The organism is Streptococcus suis (assembly GCF_002960445.1).
Taxonomy (GTDB): domain Bacteria; phylum Bacillota; class Bacilli; order Lactobacillales; family Streptococcaceae; genus Streptococcus; species Streptococcus hyiners.
On sequence record NZ_POJD01000183.1, the window covers coordinates 1 to 285 of the forward strand.

Annotated in this window: 1 pseudogene; it reads right to left on the bottom strand. The window is 38.9% G+C overall.

What is annotated here, in order from left to right:
* Positions 1-280, bottom strand: a pseudogene (locus tag C1G53_RS07655) (hypothetical protein); the annotation flags it as partial.
* Positions 281-285: the final 5 nt, after the last annotated feature.

Genomic DNA, 285 nt, shown 5'->3' on the forward strand with positions numbered 1-285 from the left:
TTGCTTCTACCTCTTCCGCGCTTTCATGTCCTTGATTTTTTTCCTCATCAGCCACCTCAACTAAAGGAAGATGATTGATTTTGGTTTCAAATTTTTGAGATTCAATTTCTGCGCGGTGTTGCTTGATGTAACGATCCAAGAGACCATCATCTTCTGTCACACCCGCTTCAATCTCCTTATGTTTTTTGACTGCTTCTTCGATTGTTAAATCTTTCGCCACTTCAAAATCTAAAACTTTCTCCTCATCCAAAGGAAGATGATGACTATTTTTTTCTCCCACGATGT